This window comes from Arthrobacter sp. Soil_C_49 (genome assembly GCF_057656635.1).
Window position 1 is genome coordinate 302,488 of sequence record NZ_JBDGJZ010000004.1, and the last position, 16,130, is coordinate 318,617.

12 protein-coding genes are annotated in these 16,130 nt (G+C 67.6%); 8 read left to right on the plus strand and 4 right to left on the minus strand.

Translation table 11 applies throughout. The features are described 5' to 3' along the window. The first annotated feature begins 16 nt into the window (after window positions 1–16). Both AC3A4Z_RS09570 and AC3A4Z_RS09575 read left to right on the plus strand, forming a co-directional pair. On the plus strand, window positions 17–3,346 hold the full coding sequence (locus tag AC3A4Z_RS09570) for a glycosyltransferase (protein ID WP_498711370.1): 3,330 nt from the start codon (window positions 17–19) through the stop codon (window positions 3,344–3,346). Further along, on the plus strand, window positions 3,339–5,000 hold the full coding sequence (locus AC3A4Z_RS09575; RefSeq protein ID WP_498711371.1) for a DUF5719 family protein: 1,662 nt from the start codon (window positions 3,339–3,341) through the stop codon (window positions 4,998–5,000). The genes AC3A4Z_RS09570 and AC3A4Z_RS09575 overlap by 8 nt, the downstream gene beginning before the upstream one ends. A 37-nt stretch (window positions 5,001–5,037) precedes the next feature. On the opposite strand, the gene AC3A4Z_RS09580 is transcribed toward AC3A4Z_RS09575, so the two are convergent. Continuing rightward, window positions 5,038–5,550, minus strand: coding sequence for a metallopeptidase family protein (locus AC3A4Z_RS09580; RefSeq protein WP_498711372.1), 513 nt, complete (start codon window positions 5,548–5,550; stop codon window positions 5,038–5,040). Window positions 5,551–5,669: 119 nt separating this feature from the next. On the opposite strand from AC3A4Z_RS09580, the gene AC3A4Z_RS09585 reads away from it, so the two are divergent. The 4 genes from AC3A4Z_RS09585 (at window position 5,670) to AC3A4Z_RS09600 (ending at window position 9,255) form a co-directional block, all read left to right on the plus strand. Then, window positions 5,670–6,059: a DUF3499 domain-containing protein gene (locus AC3A4Z_RS09585; RefSeq protein WP_200900836.1), complete on the plus strand. Its 390-nt coding sequence runs from the start codon at window positions 5,670–5,672 to the stop codon at window positions 6,057–6,059. A gap of 77 nt (window positions 6,060–6,136) precedes the next feature. Next, the gene (locus AC3A4Z_RS09590; RefSeq protein WP_498711373.1) at window positions 6,137–6,373 is read left to right on the plus strand and encodes a Trm112 family protein; all 237 of its coding nucleotides are present in this window, start codon (window positions 6,137–6,139) and stop codon (window positions 6,371–6,373) included. Between the two features lie 101 nt (window positions 6,374–6,474). Next, complete coding sequence (gene ahcY, locus AC3A4Z_RS09595; protein WP_498711374.1) at window positions 6,475–7,953, plus strand: adenosylhomocysteinase; 1,479 nt, start codon at window positions 6,475–6,477, stop codon at window positions 7,951–7,953. Window positions 7,954–8,016: 63 nt separating this feature from the next. Next, window positions 8,017–9,255: a L,D-transpeptidase gene (locus AC3A4Z_RS09600; protein WP_498711375.1), complete on the plus strand. Its 1,239-nt coding sequence runs from the start codon at window positions 8,017–8,019 to the stop codon at window positions 9,253–9,255. Window positions 9,256–9,272: 17 nt separating this feature from the next. Here AC3A4Z_RS09600 and AC3A4Z_RS09605 read toward each other — a convergent pair whose 3' ends face one another. Then, window positions 9,273–10,073, minus strand: coding sequence for an RDD family protein (locus AC3A4Z_RS09605; protein WP_498711376.1), 801 nt, complete (start codon window positions 10,071–10,073; stop codon window positions 9,273–9,275). A 67-nt stretch (window positions 10,074–10,140) separates the two neighbouring features. On the opposite strand from AC3A4Z_RS09605, the gene AC3A4Z_RS09610 reads away from it, so the two are divergent. Together AC3A4Z_RS09610 and AC3A4Z_RS09615 are read left to right on the plus strand one after the other, a co-directional pair. Continuing rightward, window positions 10,141–11,133 carry a stage II sporulation protein M gene (locus AC3A4Z_RS09610; protein WP_498711377.1) on the plus strand — a complete coding sequence of 331 codons (993 nt, stop codon included), beginning with the start codon at window positions 10,141–10,143 and terminating at the stop codon, window positions 11,131–11,133. Window positions 11,134–11,271: 138 nt separating this feature from the next. Further along, on the plus strand, window positions 11,272–12,480 hold the full coding sequence (locus AC3A4Z_RS09615) for a TIGR01906 family membrane protein (RefSeq protein WP_498711378.1): 1,209 nt from the start codon (window positions 11,272–11,274) through the stop codon (window positions 12,478–12,480). Here the strand turns inward: AC3A4Z_RS09615 and AC3A4Z_RS09620 are convergent. After that, on the minus strand, window positions 12,471–14,300 hold the full coding sequence (locus tag AC3A4Z_RS09620) for an AMP-dependent synthetase/ligase (protein WP_498711379.1): 1,830 nt from the start codon (window positions 14,298–14,300) through the stop codon (window positions 12,471–12,473). The genes AC3A4Z_RS09615 and AC3A4Z_RS09620 overlap by 10 nt on opposite strands. Window positions 14,301–14,367: 67 nt before the next feature. Continuing rightward, window positions 14,368–16,095, minus strand: coding sequence for a dolichyl-phosphate-mannose--protein mannosyltransferase (locus AC3A4Z_RS09625; RefSeq protein ID WP_498711380.1), 1,728 nt, complete (start codon window positions 16,093–16,095; stop codon window positions 14,368–14,370). Window positions 16,096–16,130 lie beyond the last annotated feature (35 nt).

Sequence of the window (16,130 nt, forward strand, 5' to 3'; positions counted from 1 at the left end):
TCACGTCACTGCCGTTGTGGTTGCCCACAACGGCAGTGCCTATCTCCCCAGGACCCTGGCAGCACTGGCGGACCAGACCCGGCCCGCGGACTACGTCATCGGCGTCGACGCCGGTTCCCGCGATGATTCGGAAGTCCTGCTCCAGCAGGCCTTGGGTGCGGCCCACGTTGTCAGCCACCGCGGGAAAAGCGGAATGGGCGCTGCAGTATCGACGGGCCTCGCACGGCTCGCACCCTGGCGTGGTGAGCCAGGCGCGGGCAGCCCGGAGTGGATCTGGCTGCTCCATGACGACGCCGCTCCCGCTCCCGAAGCACTGGCTGAATTGCTCACCGCTGTTGAACGCGCCCCCTCGGTCACTGTTGCCGGCTGCAAACAGCTGGACTGGCACGCCGAACGCCACCTGATCGACGTTGGCCTGTCAACGAGCCGCTGGGCCGAACGGCTGACCCTGATTGACGCCGATGAACTGGACCAGGGGCAATACGACGGACGAACCGATACGTTCGCCGTGAATTCAGCAGGCATGCTGATCCGCCGCGACATCTGGGAGCAGCTGGGCGGTTTCGACCCCGCGTTGCCGGGCAGCGGCGACGACGTCGACTTCTGCTGGCGGAACCGGCTGGCCGGACACCGGGTGGTGGTGGTCCCGGCCGCCAGGATGTTCCACGTCGCCCACCGGCCCCATGCCTTGGGGAACGCCGCGGCAGCCCGAAAAGCCCAGGTCCATCTGCGCCTGAAACATGCACCGCTGTGGATGGTGCCTGTCCACGCGGCGGCCGCCCTGCTGGGAAGCATGTTCAAATTTGTGCTGAGCATTGCCGTCAAGGATCCCGGCCACGGCATCACGCAGCTGCTTGCCACCTTCGCTGCGCTGGGCCGGCCCCGGGCCGTCCTCAAGGCCAGGCAGGCAGCCCGGAAAACGCGCCGGATCAGGCGCTCCGTCATCCGCAAGCTCCAGACACCCAGGCGGGAGGTCTGGAGCCACAGGCGTTCGTTGATGGAAGCACTGGGGTCGGACACCAATGCCGCAGACGACCTCGAACACGACCCCCTGGCTCATCAGCCCTCCGGCGACGCTTCGGACGACTTCGCGGCGCTGGCCACCAGCAAACGCGGCTGGGTGGGTAACGGGGCGCTTGCCGCCGTCATCCTCGGGTCCGTCGCGTCGCTGCTGGGCCTGACCGGAATCTTCGGTGCCCCCGCAGTGTCGGGCGGTGCCATGATTCCCGTTGCCGCCGGGCTGGGCGACATCTGGCACCATGCGTCCAGCTGGTGGATCTCCCTGGGCGCCGGACTCCCGGGCCGGGGCGACCCCTTCGGCTACGTCCTTTGGATCCTCGGAGTACTCGGTGGCGGCGATGCCAATGCTGCGATGGCCTGGCTGCTCCTGCTCGGCACCCCACTGTCCGCCCTGACCGCCTGGTTTGCTGCCGGCGGGCTGACGGTCCGCCGCCGGTTGCGCCTGGTGGCGGCACTTTTCTGGGCCGCTGCCCCGGCCCTTCAGGTGTCCCTGAACCAGGGACGCGCCGGCGCCCTCATCGCCCACATCATGATCCCCCTCCTGGTTCTTGCCTTGCTGCGGGCCACCGGCTCAGCCGTGGGCCAGGGCCGTTTCGAGTCGCCTGCTTCCAGCGGCCACCCCTCGGCCGACAGGCCGGTGCTGAAGCCCGGGATCAACGGCACGCCGTCCTGGACCGCGGCTGCGGCGGCGGGCCTCGCGATGGCAGTGGTCACCGCCTCCGCGCCTTCCCTGCTGGTTCCGGCCACCGTAGTGGTAGTACTTTGCGGCCTCCTCCTGGGGCGCCGCGGGCGTACTGTCTGGTGGGCACTGCTGCCCACGGCTGCCCTCTTCATCCCCTTCGGGCTGTCCACCCTCGACAGGCCCCGGGCCTTGCTCGCTGATCCCGGCGTGCCGCTGGCCTTCGACGCCGCTCCGTTGTGGCAGCAGCTCCTCGGCCAGCCGCTTGAGTTCGGGCAGGGCGCAGGCCTTTCCGGACTTCCGTATTTCGCCGACGGCACCATGCCTTGGGCAGTGCTGCTGGCTTTCCTGGCCGCCGGCCCGGTCCTGATTTTGGCCGCAGCGGGAATCCTGCTGCCGGGCCAGCGGGCCGGCATTGCCCGGTGGCTGTGGGTCGTTGCCACCATAGCCCTCGCCGGAGGCTGGTTCGCGGGGCAGGTGGCCGCGGGCATAAATGCCAACACCATGGTTACGCCCTTCCCCGGCCCGGCGGTTTCTGCTGCGGCCTTCTCCCTTCTGGGCGCCGCTCTGCTGGGGGCCGAGCAGCTCCTCGGCCGTGTGGACAGGGCCGCAGGAGCCGGCACCAGGCACAGGCTGACGCTGCGGTCCGCCACAGCACTGGGCACAGTGCTCCTGGTTGTCGGACCCCTGGCCGGCATGGCAGCCTGGTCGGCGCAGAACCTGCTTCGCACCTCTGTGGTGACGGCGCAGGCGCCTCCCGGCCCCGACGGGCCCCTGGGCACGCCCCGCCTGGTGGAAGCCGCCAACCAGCGCATCCTGCCGGCTACCGCAATCGACCGGGGGACCGGGCCGGAGCAGACACGCACGCTGTTGATCAGCACCCGCGACGACGGCACCTATGACGCCTCGCTGATGCGCGGTGCGGGCACCACGCTGGACAGCCTCTCAGCCATTGCCTCCGCCCGGAACATCCTGGGCACACCGGGGTCCGAGACGGTCCGCGACGACGACGCGGTCACGGCCGCGGTCCGCCGGGTGGTGGCCACGCTGGTAGCGGGCCAGGGTGTGGACCCCAGGACTGACCTGGAGCAGCTGGGCGCCGGCTTTGTGGTACTCCGGGCGGCTGACACCGCCGCGCAGTTGACCGCCAGCAGGATGGACGCCGTGCCGGGCCTGATTGCCGTGGGGCAGACCGACGTCGGCTGGCTCTGGCGCATCACTCCGCTGAACCAGCCGGCCCTGCAGCCGGCAGACATCACGCACCGGGTACGGATCGTTGATGGCAACGGCGCCGCGATTGGCCTGGTCCCTTCGGGCTACGACGACGTCGACGCTGCAATTCCCGAGGGCCCGGAGGGCCGCCTGGTGGTCCTCGCGGAACGGGCTGATCCCGGCTGGACTGCGTGGCTGGATGGCCGGAAGCTGACAGCCACCACCTCAGGGTGGTCCCAGGCCTTCACCCTTCCACCCACAGCGGGCCACTTGACGGTGCGCTACGAGAACCCGGGCGCCGTGTGGGCTGGAATCGGCCAGGCGGTGGTCATCGGGCTCACCGTGATGCTGGCCATCCCCATGCCGGCCCGGCGCCAGCGGACCGGCCTTTCCCGGGATGAAGGCTCCCTGCGTAAGGAACACCAGAATGCATAACAACTCCGATGCCCCGGCAGCGCATCCCGCGGTGCCTGCCAGCGGGGAGGAACCGCAGAAAAGCTCCGTCACGGATCAGCGCCCCGGAGCCGGCCGCAAAACGCTGGTGGCAGGGCTGCTCTCCGCCGCGGTGATTATGGTCGGGGCCGGAGCCGTGGTTGCGGCCGGATCCCTCCTCCCGCAGGCGGGCTCCAGCCGCAGCGTACCCGCGGGGGTTTCCGCAGTTCCGGCCGGGACCAGCGTGGGGGTCTGTCCAGGACCAGCCCGCCTGCTGGAAGGCACGGAGGCGGGCACCGATCCGCAGTTCAGCCCGGAGTCGGCTACCGCTGCCAGTTCCGTCACCGGCGCCGTGCTCAGCGCCGGCGGTGTCCTGCCGGCAAGCCGTCTCGCGGACCTTAACGGCAGGACCGGCGTCGACATTGCCAAAGCGCCAGGCCAGGCCGCTGCCGCCAATGCTCCGCAGGAGCTGTTGGCAGGAGTTGTGGCCGGCAGGCCGGTGGACCAGGTGAGTGTGCTCAGTGCCGATGCCACCGCGAACCAGAGGGCGTCGGCCGGGGCGGCCATGAAGTTCACCGCAACCGACGGCGACCTGCAGGGGACTGCGGCCGCCAATTGCCAGCAGCCCTCCAACGACCAATGGCTTGCCGGCGCCAGCACCACCGTGGGCCGGACGTCGGTGCTGATGCTCACCAACGCTTCCACCACACCGGCCACCGTCAGCCTGGAACTGTTCGGCTCGAACGGGCAGATCCAGGCGCCCGGAAGCCGTGGGCTGCTGGTGGCACCCGGTACTTCGCGTCCAGTAGTGCTTGCGGGCCTCGCGCCGGGTGAAGCCCAGCTGAGCGTGCACGTCCGCAGCGCAGGCGGACCCGTAACAGCCCTGATCCAGCAGAGCGTCCTCCGGGGACTCACCCCGGGCGGCGTGGACTTCATCGCCCCCGGTGCGGCGCCTGCTGTCCGGCAGGTGATGACCGGCGTCGACATCCAGGATGCAGCCCAGGTCGCCTCGCTCACGGAAAAGTCCGGATATGAAGACGCCGGCCCTGCCCTGCAGCTCACCGTGCCCGGCCCCTCGGACGCCGTGGTGGAGGTCAAGCTGTACGGCCGGGACGGCCAGAAGGCCCTGCCTTCCGGCGGCGTGATCACCGCCAAGGCGGGCGCTGTCACGGAGATCCCCCTCGCAGGGGTCCCGGCCGGCCACTACACCGTGGCTGCATCATCCGACGTCACGTTCGTGGCCTCCACCCGGGTCACCCGCGGCCTCGAGGACGGCAAAGCGGCGGATGTTGCGTGGGCGTCATCCGGGGTGCGCCTGGGCAGCCAGCACGTGGTCCCGGTTCCGCCGGGCGGCCAGCGGACCCTGGTTTTTGGTGCGTTGGAGAACCGGGCCACCATCACCTATTCGGCCATCACCGCGGACGGCAAGGTCCGGGCGCCCGCCACGGCGGACATCGCGGGCGGAACCACGGCGTCCATCACCATTCCTGGAAAGGCTGACGATTCCGACGTCGTGGGCTACGTGGTCTCGGCTTCCGGGGACGCCGCGTACGGTGCCTTGCTGCTGCAGCAGGACGGCCGGGATGACGTCTCGTCACTGGCTTTCCTGCCGGCGGCCGCCGGGCAGGAAACAGTACCCGTGACGCTCAGCTACTGATGGTGCCCGCTGCCGCCGACGCGCAATACCGCCGCGGTCAGTACCTGCGCCGGTAAACGGGGTCCAGGGTCTCGGGGGCAACACCCAGCATTTCGGCGGTGTGTTCCACCACCACGTCGTGGACCAGGTCCTGGAGGTCGTCGGCGCCGCCGCAGGTTTGCTCCACCACGCGCCGGTACACGGTGATCATGGGACCGTCCTCGTCCGTTGCCGGGATGTAGGCTCCCATGGGGGCCGGGGCCGAATTTGCCGCAAGCTGCTCGAGGTCCGGCGGAATTTCATCCACGCCGAACCGCACGCCATCCAGCGTCTTGCCCCAGATGTCGTGAAGCCGCTGGGCGGAATCCAGCACCATGTCATCGAACCGGTCCGAGCGCGTACGATACCCGGGATGGGTGGGAAGCATTACTTCGCCGCGGAGGCCGCGCCCGTGCCGGTTACGGCGCCGGGCCATAAAGCTTTTGCCGGGCACTGCGGTGCCTTGGTCCTTGCGGGCATCCGGGTCAGCCAACCGGACCGTAAAACCTGATTCATGGTTCGATGACTGCATACATCGACTGTAAACCCGGGCGAACAATTACGCGATACATTGTCCCCAGCTTCACAGGCGCGTCGACCCGCAGCGGCAATGCGCAGTTTTGCGGCGGACTGCGAGTAGTCTGGGATGTCGTGGGAGCTATCCGTCAGTGTTCAAGATCTGCGTGCCGCCAGTCAGCGGTGGCTACCCTGACGTACGTCTACGCCGACTCCACCGCAGTCCTCGGGCCGCTGGCCACCTACGCCGAGCCCCATTGTTACGATCTGTGCGAGCAGCACGCGGATTCCCTCACCGTTCCGCGCGGGTGGGAAGTCCTGCGCCTCGCCATGCCCACCACCCCGCAGCAGCCGGGCCCCGACGACCTGCTGGCCTTGGCCAATGCCGTGCGCGATGCCGCGGCCCTGCCGGCCCAGCCCCAGCCGCCGGCAGCCAAGCGCGGGCCGCATTCAGCCCTGGAGGCCCCGGCTGGCGCGGAAGGTACCCGGCGGGGCCACCTGCGCGTCCTGCGGGAACCGTCCTGAACGCATCTGGCGGTAGGCTGGAAGCTGCAATTCCGTCCGTTACCGGCGCCAGCGCGCCCGCCAGGGAGCATGTACCAATGCCAAAGATCAGTCCTGAACTGCTGTCCGTCCTGCGTTGCCCCGTGACAGGTTCGCGGTTGGTGCAGGAGGGTGAGGAACTTGTTGCCACGGCCGCGGACGAGTCCGGAGTGAAGCCCCGGTACGCCATCGAGGACGGGATTCCGCTCCTGCTTCCGCCTGAACTGCTGGCAGCCGCCGCCTCAGCCGGTTCGGACCAGCACGATTCCTCCTCCGCTGCGCCGCCGGCAGAGTAGCGATATCCCTTTCGAACCACAGGCCAACCGGCCACGCGGCCCGGTGCCGCAGTTCCCGCACATGGCACCGGCCACCGCCGGACTAACTGAAGGATTTACCCATGGCTTTTGATTACAAGGTTGCCGACATCTCGCTGGCGGAAGCCGGCCGGCACCAGATCCGCCTTGCCGAGCACGAAATGCCCGGCCTGATGTCCCTGCGCGAGGAGTTTGGCCCCAGCCAGCCGCTCAAGGGTGCCAGGATCGCCGGATCCCTGCACATGACCGTGCAGACAGCCGTGCTGATTGAAACGCTGACGGCCCTCGGCGCAGAGGTCCGCTGGGCTTCCTGCAACATCTTCTCCACCCAGGATGAAGCTGCTGCCGCTGTTGTGGTGGGCAAAGGCACCGTAGAGGACCCGCAGGGCGTGCCGGTGTTCGCCTGGAAGGGCGAAACCCTCGAGGAATACTGGTGGACGGCCGAGCAGATCCTCACCTGGCCCGGCGCCGAGTCCGATCCGGAGCTTGGCCCCAACATGATCCTGGACGACGGCGGCGACGCCACCATGCTGGTGCACAAGGGCGTTGAATTCGAGGCAGTGGGCAACGTTCCCTCCGCCGATCCCACCGATTCCGAAGAATACGGAATCTTCCTGGAGGTCCTGCGCCGCTCCATCGCGGCAGACCCCAAGAAGTGGACCCGCACGGCCGCCACCATCAAGGGCGTCAGCGAAGAAACCACCACCGGTGTGCACCGCCTCTACCAGCTCGCCGAGCAGGGCAAGCTGCTGTTCCCGGCAATCAACGTCAACGACTCCGTCACCAAGAGCAAGTTCGACAACAAGTACGGCATCCGGCACTCCCTCCCGGACGGCATCAACCGCGCCACCGACGTTCTCATGGGCGGCAAGGTCGCCGTCGTCTGCGGTTACGGCGACGTCGGCAAGGGTGCAGCCGAGGCTCTCCGCGGCCAGGGCTCCCGGGTCATCGTCACCGAAATCGACCCCATCTGCGCGCTGCAGGCGGCCATGGACGGCTACCAGGTGGCCAAGCTGGAGTCCGTCCTGGCCCAGGGTGACATCTTTATCACCACCACGGGCAACAAGGACGTCATCATGGCCGAGCACATGGCGGGCATGAAGAACAAGGCGATCGTGGGCAACATCGGCCACTTCGACAACGAGATCGACATGGCCGGGCTCGCCAAGGTTCAGGGCATCAAAAAAGTGGAGATCAAGCCGCAGGTCCACGAGTGGGTTTTCGACGCCGGCACCGCCGCTGAGCGTTCCATCATCGTCCTCTCCGAAGGCCGGCTGCTGAACCTGGGCAACGCCACAGGCCACCCCTCGTTCGTGATGAGCAACTCGTTCGCGAACCAGACCATCGCCCAGATTGAGCTGTGGACCAAGAAGGACCAGCCGGAAGGCCAGCGCGAGTACGAAAACCAGGTCTACGTCCTGCCCAAGGTCCTGGATGAAAAGGTGGCACGCCTGCACCTGGACGCCCTGGGCGTGGAGCTCACCGAGCTGACCAAGGACCAGGCGGAGTACCTGGATCTCGACGTCGCCGGCCCCTACAAGCCCGAACACTATCGTTACTAAGAAGTAAAGTGCCCGGGTGTCCACCGCACCCGGGCTGTTACTTTTTGCACCTAGGATCAAAACATGGAGCCTGAACTCAAGCCCCGCCGCACGGGCGCAACCAAGAAGATTCTTTTGGTGGTGGCCGTGTGCCTTCTGGCCGCCGTCGGCGGCGTGTTCGCCGCGGTGGCCCCCGGGATCGCCCGCGGTGCCATCGAATCCGAGGCAGGCTCCGCCGTCAGGTCATCCCCTGGTGTCGCCTTGCCAGTGATCGCCCCCGTGAAACTGGATGCCGCGCCGGCCAACGGTGCCAAGCAGGTGAACCCGGCCGCCCCGGTGTCACTGAAGGTCACCAACGGCACCATCGAGCGGGTCACCCTCACCAGCACCTCGGGCGAGACGGTCGAAGGCAGCATCGACGCCGGAGGCACCGGCTGGACCGCGGCGGGGGCGTTGAAGTTCAACACGGACTACAGCTACACCTACGTGGTCAAGGACAGCGCCGGGCGCGAGACCAGCACCACGCAGACGTTCAGCACGGTCTCCAGCACCCATGAAGCGGATGCTGCCATCTACCCGCTCGACGGCATGAAGGTGGGGGTGGGACAGCCGCTGCAGATCATCTTCAGTGAACCTGTCATCAACCGCGACGCCGTGGAAAAGGCCATCAGCATTTCCAGCAGCGCCGGCCAGGTGGGCGCTTTCCACTGGTACAGCGACACGATGGTCCGGTACCGGGCTGAGAACTTCTGGGCAGCGAATTCCACCATCACCATGGACATGAAGCTGTTCGGCGTGGACCTGGGGAACGGCCAGATCGCCAACTTCAACAAGAAAGTCAACGTCTCCATTGGCGACAAGAAGGTGGCAGTGGCGGACGCTGCGGCCCATACCTTCACGCTGAGCGTCAATGACCAGGTGGTCAAGACACTGCCCGTGAGCATGGGTGACCAGCGCTTCCCGTCTGCCCGGGGCTACGGCGTGCTGATGGAGAAGAAACGCTACGACCACTTCAGGGCCTCGAGCATTGGACTGAAGCCGGACGACCCCGCCTATTACGGTGACGTGGACGTCGAGTACACCATCCGGCTGACGCTCAGCGGGGCTTACATCCACCAGGCCCTGCCGTCCGCGTTCCCGTTCATCGGCAACACAAACGTCTCGCATGGCTGCATCGGGTTCGCCCCCGACGGCGCCGCCTGGGTCTTCGACAACATGGGCACCGGCGACGTGGTCCAGATCGTCAACACCGAGGGTGACTACGCGGCCCACACTGACGGCTTCGGCGACTGGAACATCCCCTGGGGCGAATACGACAACTAGCGCGTGACTATCGGCGGCTAACTGCTGAACGGCAGCCGGTGCAGCCGCTCACCTGTCTCAGCGCTCCGCCGTCGGGCCTTCCCCAGCCGGGCGAGCTCCCTGCTCCGCCGTTCAGCAACGACGGCGGCGAGGTAGTCATCAGGGGTGGTTCCGGGAGGCGGGGGAGGAGCCACGTGGGCTGCGAGTTCGGTGGCGATGGATTCGGCCATTCCAGCCCTGGACAGGGGCGCCATCCGCCCGGCCTGCCGGATGAACTGGGAGGCCCGCCGGGCGGTGGCATCCGGGATCCTTCCGATGTCCGCCGCGGCCGCCCAGGCCTGCAGCCTGGGCGGAACGAACACCGGCGCTGACTGTTCCACCGGCACCCGGCTCCGGATGGCGTAGGTTCCGGCCATCAGGTCGCCCAGCCGACGTGACCTTTTATTAAAGAGGGCCACGGCAATGGCGAGGCCGCCGAAGGTCAAATAGATTTCGAGGAATCCGGCCAGGCCGCGGATGAGGGCGTGGCGGCAGCGGATGGCCCCGCCGTCCTCCCGCACCACCCGCAGGCCGGCGGCCAGTTTGCCCAGCGAGAGCCCGCGGCTCAACGTCTCGATGGCCACCGGCACAATCACCAGGCAAAAGACCACACTGGCAAGAACCAATGCCCGCTGGGCGGCCTCGTCCAGGTCCTCACCGGCGGCCGAGATTCCGATCAGGATCACCACCAGCAGGACGATGCTCAACGCCATGTCCAGGAGCAGGCCCAGGGCGCGGGCCGCGAAGGACGCCGGACGCAATTCCAGGACAACCGCTTCGCCGGTGACGATCGAACTCACACTGGTTCCTGTTCCTCGCAGCTGTTGTTGCAGACGCAAGTCTAGTGCCGGGCGCTAGGCTGATGCCGTGGATATGGACGCGTTCTCCGCCGTCAATGCGGACAGGTGGTCCCGGCTGCACGAACTCGCCTATAAGGCCAGGCTCACCGGGACCGAAGCAGACGAACTGCTGGCCCTGTACCAGTCCACGTCCGCACATTTGTCCCTCATCCGGTCCCTGGCGCCGGAAAGCGGCCTCTCTGCATCCCTTTCAGCCACCCTGGCCCAGGCCCGGACCCGTTTCACCGGGGCGCGCTCCAACGTGATGGCAGACCTCGCGCGGTTCTTTGTGGTGGCCCTTCCAGCGGCGCTGTACCGGCTCACCTGGCTCACCCTGGCGTGCGGTGCCGCATTTGTCCTCATCGGCACCGCCTATGCACTGTGGATCGGGGGAAGCCCGGAGGCATTGCGGGCGGTGGCGTCGGAAGCCGCTGCCCGCCAGTACGTCGAAGAGGACTTCATCGACTACTACTCAGAAAACCCCGCCGCGTCCTTTGCCGGTGCCGTCTGGACCAACAATGCCTGGATCAGCGCACAGGCTGTGGTTTTGGGGATCACCGGGGTGTGGGTTCCCATGATCCTGTTCGCCAACGCCCAGGGGGTGGGGATCGCCGCCGGCATCTTCGCCGCGGCCGGCAAGATTGATGTTTTCTTCAGCTACATCCTGCCGCACGGCCTGATGGAGCTGACGGCAGTGTTCATCGCCTGCGCCGCCGGCCTCCGGATCTTCTTGGCCATGGTGTCACCGGGCCCGCGCACCCGGGGCCGGGCCGTGGCCGAGGAAGGGAGGTCGCTGGTCACCGTGGCCCTGGGGCTGGTCCTGGTGCTGTTCGTGTCCGGACTGGTGGAAGGCTTTGTCACCCCCGGTGCGCTGCCGGTATGGGCCAAGATCGGGATTGGGGCCTCCGTACTGGCCGCGTACTGGCTCTATGTCCTGGCCCTCGGCCGGCGCGCCTACCTGGCCGGGGAACGCGGTGACCTGCGCCGCGAGGATGCAGGGTATTCCGAAATCGCTGCCTGAATCGTTGTAATCCATCCGGGGTGGTTCCTCGCCCAGCCGGAATTCCGAACGGTAGGCTCGTCAACAGAGAAAGCGCGCCGGTTGAACCCGGTGGAACCCGGAACCTGGCGCGAAGACCCAACGGAAGTGGACGCTGCTGTGAAAGACGAAACTCCTGCCCGCGCCCGGCGCGCCGAGCCGCAGCCGGACCCGATCCTGGACACGTCGGGAGACTCTGACGAGCCGGCGTTCTCCTGGATGAGCGGCGGCACAGCTGCCGGAAGTTCTGCCACGGACAGCAATGCATCCGACAGCACCGGACCCCGCCACACCAGTGACCCTGCTGGCCTTGCAGAGCCTGACGGCCCGGCAGAGCCCAAAGGCACGGCCGTGCCCAAGGGCCCGGCAGAGCCCCAGGGCACGGCCGTGCCCGCAGTCGCGGGAGCGCCCAAAGGTCCAGTAGAATCCCAGCCGGAAAGCAGGGCCGACCGCAAAGCCGCAGAGGCCGCCGTAGAAGAGCCGGTGCCCTCATCCAGCAAGGCAAGCTCGCCGGTCTTCCGCGAGCAGCTGCCCACCTCGGCCCTGCAGGTCCGTCCGCCGCAGGAGGAGGTGGAGCGGCGCAACGCCCAGCGGGAGAGCGCAGCAAACGCCAAGCCGGTGGCCCCCCGTGTGATGCAGGTCCTGCTCGCCATCTTCTTCCCGCTGGTCTTGCTGATCCTCGCCGTCCGGGCGGTTACCAGCCCGCTGTTCCTGTGGGTGGAGTACAACCGCCCCGGGTTTCCCGGCGACGGCTACGGGTTCAGCACTGATGACAGGATGACCTACGGCTCCTACGCGGTGGACTACCTCAACAACTGGGCCGCCCCGCGCTACCTGGGGGACCTGGTGCACCGCAGCGGCGACAAGCTGTTCAAGGACGGCGAAGTCAGCCACATGGCGGACGTCAAGCTGGTCATCCTGTCTACCTTCGGTGCCGGAGTACTGCTGGCCCTGGTGAGCATCATCGCCATCGTGTACCTGCGCAGGCGCAGTTCCGGGGGCGTCCGGAGGGGCCTGTTCGCCGGCTCCATCATCACCCTGGTGCTCATCCTGGGCCTGGGTTCGCTGGCAGTACTCGGCTGGCAGCAGTTCTTCACGGAGTTCCACCGGATATTTTTCGCCGAGGGCTCCTGGACCTTCAGCATGGACGACACCCTGATCCGGCTGTTCCCCGGCCAGTTCTGGATTGACGCCGGAATGGTCATTGCAGGCCTGGTGCTGGTGACCTCGCTCGTCACTATGGTCCTTACCTGGCCGACGCGCCGGCGCCGGGGCTTGGCTAAGAAGGATGCCGGCACGGCAGGGGAGCAGCCCGCCGGTCAGGCGTAAAGCTTCCCGATCTCGTCGTCGAAATCGCGCACGACGGCGCTGCGCTTCACCTTCAGCGACGGCGTCAGGTGACCGGATTCAACAGTGAATTCGGCGTCCAGCACGGTGAACTTGCGGATGGATTCAGCCTTGGACACCAGCAGGTTCGCCTGGTCCACTGCTTCCTGGACCGCTGCCGCCACCCCGGGATCGGCGGCTGCCTCGCGGACGGACCGGGAGGGCAGGCCGCGCTCGGAGTGCCAGTTCTCCAGGCCCTCCGGGTCGAGGGTCACCAGGGCCGACATAAACGGCCTGCCGTCACCCACCACCACGGCATGGCCCACCAGTTGGTGGGCCCGGATTTTCTCCTCCAGCGGTCCGGGCGCCACGTTTTTGCCGCCGGCCGTGACCAGCAGGTCCTTCTTCCGCCCGGTGATGGTCAGGAAGCCCTGCGGGTCCAGTTCCCCGAGATCACCTGTGCGGAAGAAACCGTCCACGAAGGCCTCGGCGTTCGCGGCCTGGTTGGCGTGGTAGCCCCGGAAGACGCCGATCCCCTTCACCAGGATCTCCCCGTCCTCGGCCACCCGGATGGTGGTGCCGGGAATGGGGATGCCCACCGATCCCACCTTGGTGCGGGTTGGAGTATTTGCCGTGCACGGGGCGGTGGTTTCTGTCAGGCCATACCCTTCCAGGACCGGGATCCCGGCGCCGCGGAAGAAGTGGGCGTCCTCCAGTCGAAGCGGGCTGGCGCCGGAAACGGTATAGCCCACCTGGCCGCCCATGGCCTGGCGGAGCCGGGGGTAGAGCAGCCGGTCGAAGATGCCGTGACGGATCCGGCACAGCAGGCCCGGGCCGGCTCCCTCGCCCCGGCTCTTCAAATCCTCGGCACGGGAGAACTCAATGGCAGTGGCAGCCGCCGCACTGAACAGCCGGGCTTTGCCCCCCACTGCAGCCTTGTGCGCCGCAGTGGCACGGACTTTTTCGAAAATCCGCGGAACCACCAGCAGGAAGGTGGGCCGGAATGATCCCAGGTCCTCCAGGAGCCGCACCGCGCCGGGCGAGTGCCCCAGGGTGGCACCGGCAGTGAGGCAGACCACCTGCACCGCGCGGGCCAGCACATGGGCAAGCGGCAGGAACATCAGGGTCCGGGCCTGCTCCTGGAGCAGCAGCTCGGGCAGGAAGGCAACGATGTTCTTGGCTACCAGGGCGAAGTTTCCGTGCGTGATCTCGCAACCCTTGGGCTTGCCCGTGGTCCCGGAGGTGTAGACCAGCGACGCGACGTCGTCCAGCAGCGCCTTGCTGCGGTGCCGCTCCAGCTCGGCGTCGGTGACGCCCGTCCCCGCTGCGGCAAGGCTCGCGAGATTGGGGGCGTCGCCGTCGAAATCCATCCGGACCACGTTGACCAGCCGGTCCCGGAGCAGGGGAGAGCCGGCCAGGACGGCAGTCACCATCCCCGCTTTGCTCCGGTCCTCCGCGAACACGCGCCGGACGCCGGCGTCGTGGAGGATCCACTCCACCTGGCTGGCGGAGGACGTTTCGTAGATGGGAACGGTCACGCCGCCGGCAAACCAGATGGCGAAGTCCACCAGCGTCCACTCGTAGGAGGTGGCTGACATGACGGCCACGGTGTCGCCGGGCTCAAGCCCGCCCGCGATGAGGCCCTTGGCAAGGGCGCTGACATCCTGGAGGAATTTCCGTGCGGGCACGTCCACCCACCCGTTGGGCCCCTTGCGCCGGTACAGGGCCAGGGCCGGATTGGCTGACTCCTGCTCCAGCAGCAGGTCCGTGACGTTGCTGGCCGCGTCAACCTCAACCAGCAGCTCTGTGCTCGCTTCTCTCACAGCAGGTCTCCGTTCCGCTGCCACGCCGCGGGCAGCGGCTCCTTCGGGGGTCTTCTGACATCCTGCCCTAGATCCAGGACGGCATCCACATCCGAAGCCTCCACTCCTGGTAAGGGATGATTTCGGCGGCCCAGACCGGATAGAAGAAGGCGGACAACAGCATCGCCGCCGTCACAAACAGGACCACCAGGTACAGGCCGGACCGGCGGCGCCACGGCGGGTCCGCCGGTTTCCCCAGGACCAGCCCCAGGCAGTAGACCAGCGCCAGCACCAGGAACGGCTCGAAGGACACCGCGTAGAAATAGAACATGGTCCGTTCGGGGTACATGAACCAGGGCAGGTATCCGGCGGCCATGCCGGCCAGGACAGCGCCGGCCCGCCAGTCCCGGCGGCCCGCCCACCAGAACAGGAGCACCACCAGGGAGATGGCGGCCCCCCACCAGATCAGCGGGTTGCCTACGGACAGGATGGCGGATGTGCACCGGTCAAAGTCACAGCCCGGGGTACCGCGCTCGGGGGATTCATAGAAGAACGACGTCGGCCGGCCCATCACCAGCCAGCTCCAGGCGCTTGCCTCGTAGGGATGTTCCGAGCCCAGGCCCTGGTGGAACTTGTACGCCTCGAGGTGGTAGTGCGCGAGGGAACGGACGGAATCCGGCAGCCACCCCCATTCCGCCGAAGGGTTGCTTTGCGCCCAGCGGCGGAAGTAGGCGTCATCAGACCGGAACCAGCCCGCCCAGCTCACCGCATAGGTGACGGCGGCAACCGGAACCATGCTCAGGAACGCCGGAATACCGTCCTTGATGATGCCGCCGCTGATCCAGCCGCGGATCCCCGCGACCCGGCGCGCGCTCAGGTCCCACAGCACGGTCAGGATGCCGAAGCCGGCCAGGAAGAACAGGCCGGACCACTTGGTGCCCACTGCGAGCCCCAGGCAGAGCCCTGCGGCGATCCGCCACCAGCGGATTCCCAGCCAGGGCCCGGACAACAGCTCCGCCGGAGTTGGACGCCCCCCGCTGGCCTCCGCCGCCCGGGCAACCCGGGCGGCCAGCCGGCGTCGTCCGTCATCCCGGTCCAGCAGCAGGGCGCCGAAAGCCGCGAGGACCCAAAACATCAGGAAGATGTCCAGCAGCGACGTCCGCGACATCACCAGATGGTGGCCGTCCACGGCCAGCAGGAGCCCGGCGGCCCCCGCCAGTGGAAGGGATCCGAAAAGTTTCAGTGCGATGAGGGACAGAAGCAGGATGGACAGGGTGCCTGTCAGGGCGGCGGAGAAGCGCCAGCCGAAGGAACTGTCCGGGCCGAAGATCCCCATGCCGGCGGCGATCATCCACTTTCCCACCGGGGGATGGACCACATATTCGGGAGAACCCAGGAGCACGCCCGGGTTGCCGGCGTTGAAGGAATCGTTGGCTTTGTCCGGCCACGCCCGTTCGTAGCCGCTGACCAGGTATGAGTAGGCATCCTTGACGTAGTACGTCTCGTCGAAGACCAGCTTGTGCGGGGTCTCCAGGCGGATGAACCGCAGCACACCGCCCGCGACGGCCGTCAGGACCGGAACCAGCAGGAACCACAGCCTCAGCGACGGCGGATAGTCCCGCCATTGCTGCCGGCCGCCCAGCAGGCGGGCGCGGAGGGACTCAACAGTAAATGCCTCGGCCGGCCGGATGATCCAGGGCCGGGCCGGGACGGCTCCCGGCTGGCCTCCGGCTGCTGGAGTGCTTGTACTGGACGCCCCAGGTGTGGCGTGTCCGGCCCCGGCTGGCCGCGTCGAGGTCTGCGTCACGAGCCCCATGCTACCTTTTGCGGCCGGCAGTGCCCGCAGCAGTA

Bases quoted from the DNA above. Each gene is read 5' to 3' on its own strand.
- AC3A4Z_RS09575 (WP_498711371.1), top strand. From the start codon at position 3,339: ATGCATAACAACTCCGATGCCCCGGCAGCGCATCCCGCGGTGCCTGCC.
- AC3A4Z_RS09580 (WP_498711372.1), bottom strand. From the start codon at position 5,550: ATGCAGTCATCGAACCATGAATCAGGTTTTACGGTCCGGTTGGCTGAC.
- AC3A4Z_RS09590 (WP_498711373.1), top strand. From the start codon at position 6,137: ATGCCAAAGATCAGTCCTGAACTGCTGTCCGTCCTGCGTTGCCCCGTG.
- ahcY (WP_498711374.1), top strand. From the start codon at position 6,475: ATGGCTTTTGATTACAAGGTTGCCGACATCTCGCTGGCGGAAGCCGGC.
- AC3A4Z_RS09600 (WP_498711375.1), top strand. From the start codon at position 8,017: ATGGAGCCTGAACTCAAGCCCCGCCGCACGGGCGCAACCAAGAAGATT.
- AC3A4Z_RS09625 (WP_498711380.1), bottom strand. From the start codon at position 16,095: ATGGGGCTCGTGACGCAGACCTCGACGCGGCCAGCCGGGGCCGGACAC.